The organism is Paraburkholderia suaedae, assembly GCF_040812055.1.
Lineage (GTDB): Bacteria > Pseudomonadota > Gammaproteobacteria > Burkholderiales > Burkholderiaceae > Paraburkholderia.
Genome location: NZ_JBFOAH010000068.1, coordinates 1 through 8,441, shown reverse-complemented (window position 1 = coordinate 8,441; position 8,441 = coordinate 1). Strand labels below are relative to the sequence as shown.

Here is an 8,441-nt window from a genome sequence, read left to right as displayed (position 1 = left end):
CCAACCGGTAGGCTGATGCCGAATTCAAGTAGGAACCCGTGCATCTGGTTGGTCGTCTTCGTGCGGTCGCGGATCAGTGATTCGCGCACCCGATGTAATGCCGCTAGCGTTTGCTGTGATTCGATCTTTGGGGTAACGAACCGCATGGACGGGCGCGATGCCGCCTCGCAGATCGCCTCGGCGTCCACGAAGTCGTTCTTGTTGCTCTTGACGAACGGCCGCACGAATTGCGGAGAGACGAGTTTGACCTGGTGCCCGAAACTGGTCAGTTTGCGCGCAAGGTAATGCGCACCAGCACAGGCTTCCATGACGACGGTGCACGCATGAAAGGTGGCAAAAAACTCGACGAGCTGCTTGCGGCTTACCTTCTTGCGAAACACCGCTCGACCGAACTGATCCTGACCGTGGAGGTGAAACGAGTGTTTGCCCAGATCGATTCCAACCAACGTCACACTCTGCATGATGGGTCTCCAGAAACAAAGCACCCTACAGCGTAACTCGCATGTAGGGTGGGAGTGACCATCTCATTAATTCTGACAGGCTCGCCGTTTGTAAACATCATCAAAGCTCAATTCGTAGTCGTCTTTCATGCGCAGTCGGAATCAGTGCCGCATGATCGCGGCTTTCTTGTTAACGGCAAGCAACTCAATTAAATCCAGATCAGTGCATACCTGAGATGACGCTGCCGGGTTCATCATGCCCCCACAACCCAGCATGTAAGCTGACCAGAACCATGACCCGCAGCAGTATCTACTTCGGCAGCGCTTGCACCAACTGCGGCAGCAGTACCCGCAGTTGCAGCAGTAGCGGCCCCACCTTCAGCAGCAGCGCGCCTCGACGCGTAATGCGAAAGCCAACGATCTGCTTGATGAGGCCTCGCGAGTAACGAAAATGCCTTCGTCTATGGTATTTTTTGTTACTCGTCGCAGCCCTCAACGCATTGTCGCACCACCGGAAAACGACCAAGGGCAAGCACGGAAACCAACAACCCTCCCTGCGACCGGAACAGATCGACGCAATGCGTCCCACGGACTGGCGCACCGTCAACGTCAGTCTTTTCTTGATGATCCAGCAACCCCTCGCTACCCTCCTTGTACCCCGGTATCACATGATGCTGCTCCGATACGAAGTCTTGTAGCTTGGATCATATGTTCGCGATTACACGCTTTCACAATTTCATGTCCCTATATCAAGGCCGGTACGCAACTGCCCTCGCGAAAACGCTTAATACATCGGTGTTCGCAGCGAAGGCGCTCGACATCGGGCTGTCAACCGGAGAAGTCTCGCTCGACAAACTGCATCTGCTGCTCGGTTGCAGTCGCGGCCAGGCAATCGGCGCAGCGTTCGACTTGCAGGAACACGGCCTTGCCGAGGATATTGAATCGACGAAAAGGCACAACGGCGAGTACTTTCTCGTTCCCATCGACAAGCGATGCGAAGCAGCCCGCCTGTATCGCGCGAAGCTGGAACAACTCAGCCGAGACCTGGGTTTGTACGATGTCTTGGAACGAACGCTGCCATCATTGCAGGCGATTTTCATGGAAGCGCTGTCTGCAATGGAAGCCAGGCAGATCAAGCGTTGAAGTACGCCGTCCGCTTTGGCGTGCAATGGGCTCCGCGCGACTCGACCGCTACGGAAGTTGTCTGCGACCAGAATTCTCGCTACGACGCAGGCGCGCCAGTGCTCAGAGGAATGTAACCGATTCCGAGACGCTCCGCTTTTTGTCGATGGAGTTTGACGTAGCACGCGCCGCGTTTGCACCGACGGCCGCGCGGCCAAGCGGCCCAGAAAAAAACTTACCCGGCCCCCTAAAGTTTGCCCTGACGTGACCGCTAACCTATCTGTAGGCGTCAGCTCGCGCAGCAGCACTCGCAAACCCGCAGCCTTATCGTTATAATTTTTATAACAATGAACCTGAGAGAACTGCAACAACAGAAACGCACCTTCACGGTCGATGGACTATTCGAAGACTTTCGACCGGTCGGTTGCGTTTCCCCCTCGTGGCTGGCGTGCTATCCGACGTTCCAAGACGGGCTGCAAGGCGGGGAGACCAACTTTCGAGCGCTGCCTCATTGTGCGAAGCTTTCGGTACTGAAGCGCATAGCCACTGGAGCGGGCTCACCAACCGATACAGCGGCTATTCTTAACGAGGTTCGTGTCGCTTACGTCGAACTCGCTACGACTCGTGTGGTGGAGGCAATAGAAGGCTACCTGTCAGCCGGCACAAACAGCGAAAACTTAGAGGACGTTAATTCGGCAGTACTTGAAGTTCTCGCCGCGCAATTTCCGCCAATGTGCGTCCCCTTGGTCGCACGGCAACCTTGCTTGCTTAGCCCTGGCAAAGGCATCTTCCTTGAAGGCTGGATGCGCTTCTTCGCGTTTTGGTCACGCAACGACAAGACGATACCGCTGCTCGCAGTCGATTGGCCCACTTTGTATGAACGCCTATCCAAGTGACGGGCCGGGTTTCCTCACGCCCATAACGTTATGTTTTTTAAAGCAATGTAGCACCGATCTCGACGCAAGCTCGAGACTGACCAGCAACAAGAGAACGACGAACAATGAATTCAACAAGCAAACGCCTCCTTCAGGCAGCAACCTATGCATCCGTAGTAATGGCACTTGCTGCTTGTGGAGGAGGAGGTGGTGGTGGCAGTTCAACCCCTGCGCCCACGGTCACAATGTCGTTCAATCAACCCAAGATCACCGTTGGTAAAAGCTCGACGCTCACGTGGTCCTCTACGAACGCAACGTCTTGCACGGCATCTGGTGCATGGTCAGGCGCACAGGCCACATCGGGTTCTGCAGTCGAAACACCGACTTTTGGCGGCGCCGAAACATTCACGCTGACTTGCTCGGGCTCCGGTGGACAAACTTCCCTGTCCGCGACGCTGGCCGTCCCAATTCCGGCTCAAGCTTCTTCGTATCTGAACAAGATCGCCGCCGCCAGCGCAATTGGCCCGCAACCTCTTCCCGCCGAAGTCGCCGCAGGTAACGCCGTTGCGTTCGGCGATTTCTTCCAGGACGGCACCTATTCGATGGTCACCCATACGTGCGGCGACACGAATTGCGGCGCGAATGGCAGCAACGGAACGATCCACTTCTATAAGATGATCAACGGGCGGTGGGTCGATCATACATCCGACATCCTTTCGAACAACGTCGGTTGTCTTCACCCGCGAAAGGCGATCGTCGCGGACTTCAACGGCAGCGGGAAGCCCGGCGTGTTCTTCGCCTGTCACGGCTACGATGCACCTCCATACCCAGGCGAGCAACCGGTCCTTTTGCTGCCGCAAGGGAATGGCCAGTACATGAACACAAAGCTTCCGTTCACCGGGTACTTCCATGGCGCGTCGGCTGCCGACTTTAACGGAAATGGCCTCGCAGACATAGTCGTTACTGACACGAGCGAAAACAAGAATCCGTACTTTCTCGTGAACGATGGTGACGGCACGTTTCACCAAGATTTCACACGCATTCCGACACTCAAAACGTATGCCCCTAACACAGGCGCATTGAATACTAGCTGCGGCTCTGCTTGCTTTGGCGAAATCTACACAGCCGAGCTGATCGACTTCAATAATACGGGAAAGCTCGACCTGTTCCTTGGTGGGAATACGCCCAATGCAACTATGAATGGTAATTGGGTTCCTACAATTTTGAAGAATAACGGCGATAACACGTACAATCAGTCGAATGAAACCCTGTTGCCCTACGACCCCGCCAACCAGACGACGTCTCTCGATATTCTCAGCGTTGACGGTACGATTTATCTCAACAGTGTTTTCGACGTCAACACTGCGGCCGTATATGGTCACAGCGAAATTCAAAAAATCGTTGGCTCAAATTCATCGCCGATCTGGGTTGGAAACTCGAACCTTTCAAACAGCCAGACGTGGAACAACTGGATCATCCCATATCAGGGCAAGATCGACAGCCTGGATTCGGACTACGATATTTCCGTCGCTGAATAAGTAGTTTTATGCACTGAATGAAGAGTGATTTGCGCAGTCACTCTTCGCTTGATTTCCCCGCTAAGCTCAATTTTATGGCGACCATATGATGAAACGCTTCGTTATCCCGTTCCTGCTCGTTGCTTCGCTCTCTTATGGAACAATTTACGATGCATTAGCTCAAGGCACACCGCACGGCAACGCCTTTCAATGCGTGACCGAGATGTTCAATGCTGATCGACATCCGGACTCGCCCCGCCTCAAGCAGCTCTGGTACCTCGCATTCGCGCCCGCCGTTCCGTGGATGAAAATTTCGCTCGTGCAAAATGCCGCACCTGACGAGAAGGCTGAGCGCTACATCATCGAGAGAACTGCCAACGGCGTCATCCATGCGGAGAACGCTAACGGCCTAATAGCAACATTCGACACAAGGTCCGGTGCACTTGCGTTGAGCAACGGCGGTCGGGTTTCCATTAGAGGCAGTTGCGGCCTGCTTCAATAAGCCTTCCATTCAAAGCAAGTAAGAAAAACGCAAAACGAATAAAAATTATATTCTCTGGAAGAGATGTTTATCTAACCGGCGGCGACCTAGAAGATTGCACCGTAATCAATAGTATTAGATGACCAGGACAATTACCATGAAGAAAGTATTTTTGGCACTCGCCTTCGCAATGCCTCTGGCAGCGTACGCGCAAGTAACACCTTATGCTGTCGAGGGCGACTTTACAGGGAGAGGCGATGGTGGCGACATGTCTTTGCGGACCATCACCGCTGATAGTGACAAAGGACTCGTCGTCGCTCATGCAGAAGTAGGCGCACAAGGTTGCGCAGGCGATTTCGTGGGCATTGGACAGTTGAAAGGCAACAGCCTGCGACTCAGTCCATTTGTGAAGGACTCCGACACTGCTTCCTGCGTTGTCACAGTGAGTTTTGACAAAACAGGAAAGAAGGCAAAAGTTTCAGAAGACGGCTGCATGTCTTTCCACGGTGCAGCTTGCGACTTCGACGGTCAGGTAACCAAGAAGCGCTGATCGCACACCAGAAAATGCTGGCCTTGATTCTTAGTCGCTACGGTCAAGGCCAGCGTTCGCCCCCCTTGTGCGCGTCAGACCGCCTCTTCTGAACATGTAAGCGATGAAACGCCCTACCAATACCTATCTCCGATTTCTGGAGTTGAGCGAAGCATCGCTCGGATTGCCCGCGCTTGACCCACTCGAAACGCGCATACTGGAATTCGTCGCACGTGCTAGCCTCGTCGAAGAGAGACTATCAGTTCGTGACTTGATATCGCAATCCGAGTTTGGTTCACCAGCTACCGTTCATGCCCGTATATCTTCTATGCGGAAAAAGGGATTCCTTATGCTCAGCGTGACGGAGGACGCACGCCGCAAACAGATCGAGCTTACGCCAGCTGCGCTGCACCACTTCGACAAGCTTGGCGAGGCTTTCGCCAGAGCTATAAGGGAGCCCGACCATTGCTCAACTGCCGGCTTAACTGACAATTCATAGGGCTGCCGCAAGTCCGATTATCGGACTCGGCGCGGTCGACGGCCTTCCACGAGCACTTAGCCACCAGCACAGACCGCCAAAAATTTTCTGTCGCTGGCACTAAAGTAGAGCAGCGGTTAGCCGATAACACCCAATAGGGGCCGCTCGTCCATATTGATATGTTTTTTATATCGATATGCAACGTTAGGACTGCCCCCAAACATATCGAACAAGGTGAGAACACTATGAACGCAACTTTGAAGTCGTCCACTTTTGCGCTTGCATGCGCTGCGACATTTGCACTGCTCGCCGGTTGCCAAGCGACTGGAGAACAATATTCCGCGAGCACCTATACGACAGCGCAATTGAACTCCCGTCAAGAGGTCAAGACGGTCGAGATCATCGCGATTCTGCCTGCGAAGGTTCAGGTCGATAACGCGCAAGGCAAGCAGGCAGCGCAAATCGTCGGCGGTCTGCTGGGTGCCATTGCCGGTGGTGCCGCAGCCACCGCCGCCACCCATGGCGGCCATGCAGTCAAGCAGCAAAACGCGGTACTCGGTGTGGCCGGAGGCGCGGCAGCGGGCGCCGCCGCAGGCTCCCTTGTTTCGGACAAGATTCTCGTGGATGGAGTGCAGCTGACATATAAGGATGCGGGAAAGGTCTTCAGCTCGACGCAGGTCGGAAAAGCCTGCGAATTCACGCAGGGCATTGCCGAAGTGGTCTCCACTGGCCCCAACGAAACGCGCGTCCAGCCTAACGCGGCATGCCCAACCACGACGGCGGCGAAATGAGAGGAATGACGGCATTGACGGTTCTCGCGGGAAGCGTCGCCTTCGCGCATGTATTGCCCGCTCGGTCTCAAACGACCTTGGCCTCGCAGCTAGGCGCCGTGAACGCGGCGGTCAGCGAACAGAATGCCCGCGAGGCCGCGCAGCAAGCTGCCGCACAAGCAGAACTGCAACGCGAGCAAGAGGTGCAAGCGCGCGAGCGTGACCGCGAGGAGCGTGCGGCAGCAGCCGAACAGCGCCGCCGTGACGCAATCGCGGCAGCCGACCATGCAGCTGCGCAGGCGCGTCTGAATGCAGCCGCAGCCGCACGAGCCGCACGCCAGTCGAAAGGCGATGCGTACGCGGACCAGATGCGCGACATGGAATTGCAGCAGCGCAGGCTCCAGGTGCAAGCCCAGCAAGCGCGCGTGAACCGCGAGAACGATGTCATCAACGCCGAATTGGCGCGCGACAAGGCGCAGACGGACGTGATCCAGTCGAAGGCCGATTCCAACCGCAACGTTTCGGAGGGTGTCAAGTCCCTGATGCAAGACACTGGGACGGCGAAAGTGAAAGAGGCGTCTCGCTGGTTCAAATAGGATCAACTTGATATGCCTTTAAAAAAATGACCTGTCTTACCTGAATCAATCAATGAAAATTTTCTTTGCTTCGATAGCGTTACTAGTCGTCGCGACCGCAGCGTCTGCGACAGTACCCGTGATTCCCCGCCAGTTTCAGGGGACATGGGGCAGCGTAGCCGACTGCAAAACAGTCTCCGCGGGTGGTGAATCGGACGGTATCACGGAGATTAACTCTGCCGCACTCAATCAAATTGAGAGCGGATGTGACCTCGTTTCCGGGAGATCACTGGGATCTTCCGAATACACGGGGACGTTCAGGTGCAACGTAGAAGGCAACGTGTCGGTTTCTCGCATCCAACTCAGACTTGTAAACAACAAGCTGCGCGTCGACAGTTCCGCACCGCTATCGCGCTGCAAGTGACAGTTGAAACGAGACTATCCACAGCCGAGAAGCTGACCTGAAAACAATACTTCGGGGGACCGCGAACTGATGTCATCGCAGTGGGATTGCACTTCGCGGTTCTAAATTTCCACAATGTCGATTCACGAGAAAATCGTATGAAGCGCATCTTTAGCCCCAGTCTGCCCGGTGCCTTTAGCAGCCCTCGCGCACAGGTTGTCTTGGCGAGTTGTAGGCATCGATCAGTCGACAGGCGACGTTTTGCGGCTTGTCCCCTTTGAAAGAAGCAGTACCGCTTTCAGTGGTCGCGGTGAGCTTTGAAAAAAACAAAAAAAAGACGGCAAAGGTTTGCAAAGCGACTGCATGTCTTTCCACGGTGCACGGCTTGTGACTTCAACGGTGAGGTAGCTGAAAGCACTGTTCGCACACACGGAAGTAATGGTTTTGGTCCTGTCGCGTTATTCAAAGTCGTGTTGGACCTTCGAGAAATAAGCGATCACTAACGAGAAGAGACGTGGCGGAGCTGATCAAGGTGCCTTAAATCACCAACTGCGGGAGATGTCGTCGCCTTAACCAGCTCCCAAAAAAGTCTGCAAAAATTTCGCTAGGTTTTCAGTAACCGACAAGTCAACGGTGTCTGCCAACGCACATCGTGACGCATCCTGTCAAAAAACCGTATTCAAAACCAAAGCCCCAGGCATTTGAGGGAAACATGTCGTCATTTCCGGCAAAAGACGCTAACTTAAGGCTACCAGGACTCGATGGCCTTCGTGCCATTGCGCTGATTGCAGTCGTCATATTTCATGCCGACGTTACGTGGGCGCAAGGTGGATACCTTGGGGTCGATCTTTTCTTTGTGATTTCCGGATTCATCATCACAAGCCTGTTAATCAAGGAAAACCAGGCCGGAATTCACAGCGCGTTATTTCAGTTTTACTGGCGTCGAGCAAAGCGGCTGCTTCCGGCGTCGTACCTCATGGTTGCAGCAGTTGTGCTTGTAGCGGCGCTCGGTGCCGCTGATGCGCTTCCTCAACTGCGTGGCGATGCCACAGCTTCCCTCTTTTATGCGACGAACTGGGAGCTGGTTTGGCACAAGACCTCCTATTTTGAGGCGATGGGGCGTCCACCGTAAGCGCGCGATTTCGCACACCTAGCGTCCATTATTGAGAAGGCTCACGATTGCGTCCGCAACCCAACTTTGCGGACGCAATCCATGACAGAAGATGACCTGAGTTTTTTGCCTTTGCGCGT

11 protein-coding genes are annotated in these 8,441 nt (G+C 54.5%); 9 read left to right on the top strand and 2 right to left on the bottom strand.

Features of this window, described 5'->3' with window-relative positions:
• Nucleotides 1-461, bottom strand: a 461-nt coding sequence (locus ABQJ48_RS37080) for an IS110 family RNA-guided transposase (RefSeq protein ID WP_367842835.1), incomplete at its 3' end; no start/stop codon positions are given.
• Nucleotides 462-1,178: 717 nt separating this feature from the next.
• Here ABQJ48_RS37080 and ABQJ48_RS37075 point away from each other — a divergent pair.
• The 8 genes from ABQJ48_RS37075 (at nt 1,179) to ABQJ48_RS37040 (ending at nt 6,808) form a co-directional block, all read left to right on the top strand.
• On the top strand, nt 1,179-1,583 hold the full coding sequence (locus tag ABQJ48_RS37075; RefSeq protein WP_367842834.1) for a hypothetical protein: 405 nt from the start codon (nt 1,179-1,181) through the stop codon (nt 1,581-1,583).
• Nucleotides 1,584-1,909: 326 nt separating this feature from the next.
• On the top strand, nt 1,910-2,458 hold the full coding sequence (locus ABQJ48_RS37070) for a hypothetical protein (RefSeq protein WP_367842833.1): 549 nt from the start codon (nt 1,910-1,912) through the stop codon (nt 2,456-2,458).
• Nucleotides 2,459-2,562: 104 nt separating this feature from the next.
• Nucleotides 2,563-3,975: an FG-GAP repeat domain-containing protein gene (locus tag ABQJ48_RS37065; RefSeq protein ID WP_367842832.1), complete on the top strand. Its 1,413-nt coding sequence runs from the start codon at nt 2,563-2,565 to the stop codon at nt 3,973-3,975.
• Between the two features lie 85 nt (nt 3,976-4,060).
• Nucleotides 4,061-4,456: a hypothetical protein gene (locus tag ABQJ48_RS37060; protein WP_367842831.1), complete on the top strand. Its 396-nt coding sequence runs from the start codon at nt 4,061-4,063 to the stop codon at nt 4,454-4,456.
• Nucleotides 4,457-4,592: 136 nt separating this feature from the next.
• Nucleotides 4,593-4,985, top strand: coding sequence for a hypothetical protein (locus tag ABQJ48_RS37055; protein WP_367842830.1), 393 nt, complete (start codon nt 4,593-4,595; stop codon nt 4,983-4,985).
• Between the two features lie 103 nt (nt 4,986-5,088).
• The gene (locus tag ABQJ48_RS37050; RefSeq protein ID WP_367842829.1) at nt 5,089-5,463 is read left to right on the top strand and encodes a MarR family transcriptional regulator; all 375 of its coding nucleotides are present in this window, start codon (nt 5,089-5,091) and stop codon (nt 5,461-5,463) included.
• A 158-nt stretch (nt 5,464-5,621) separates the two neighbouring features.
• Complete coding sequence (locus ABQJ48_RS37045; protein WP_367842828.1) at nt 5,622-6,233, top strand: hypothetical protein; 612 nt, start codon at nt 5,622-5,624, stop codon at nt 6,231-6,233.
• Between the two features lie 5 nt (nt 6,234-6,238).
• On the top strand, nt 6,239-6,808 hold the full coding sequence (locus ABQJ48_RS37040; RefSeq protein ID WP_367842827.1) for a DUF5384 family protein: 570 nt from the start codon (nt 6,239-6,241) through the stop codon (nt 6,806-6,808).
• Nucleotides 6,809-7,385: 577 nt separating this feature from the next.
• Here ABQJ48_RS37040 and ABQJ48_RS37035 read toward each other — a convergent pair.
• Nucleotides 7,386-7,565: a hypothetical protein gene (locus tag ABQJ48_RS37035; RefSeq protein ID WP_367842826.1), complete on the bottom strand. Its 180-nt coding sequence runs from the start codon at nt 7,563-7,565 to the stop codon at nt 7,386-7,388.
• A gap of 337 nt (nt 7,566-7,902) precedes the next feature.
• On the opposite strand from ABQJ48_RS37035, the gene ABQJ48_RS37030 reads away from it, so the two are divergent.
• Entirely contained in the window at nt 7,903-8,322 is a 420-nt protein-coding gene (locus ABQJ48_RS37030; protein WP_367842825.1) for an acyltransferase family protein, read from the top strand.
• Nucleotides 8,323-8,441: the final 119 nt, after the last annotated feature.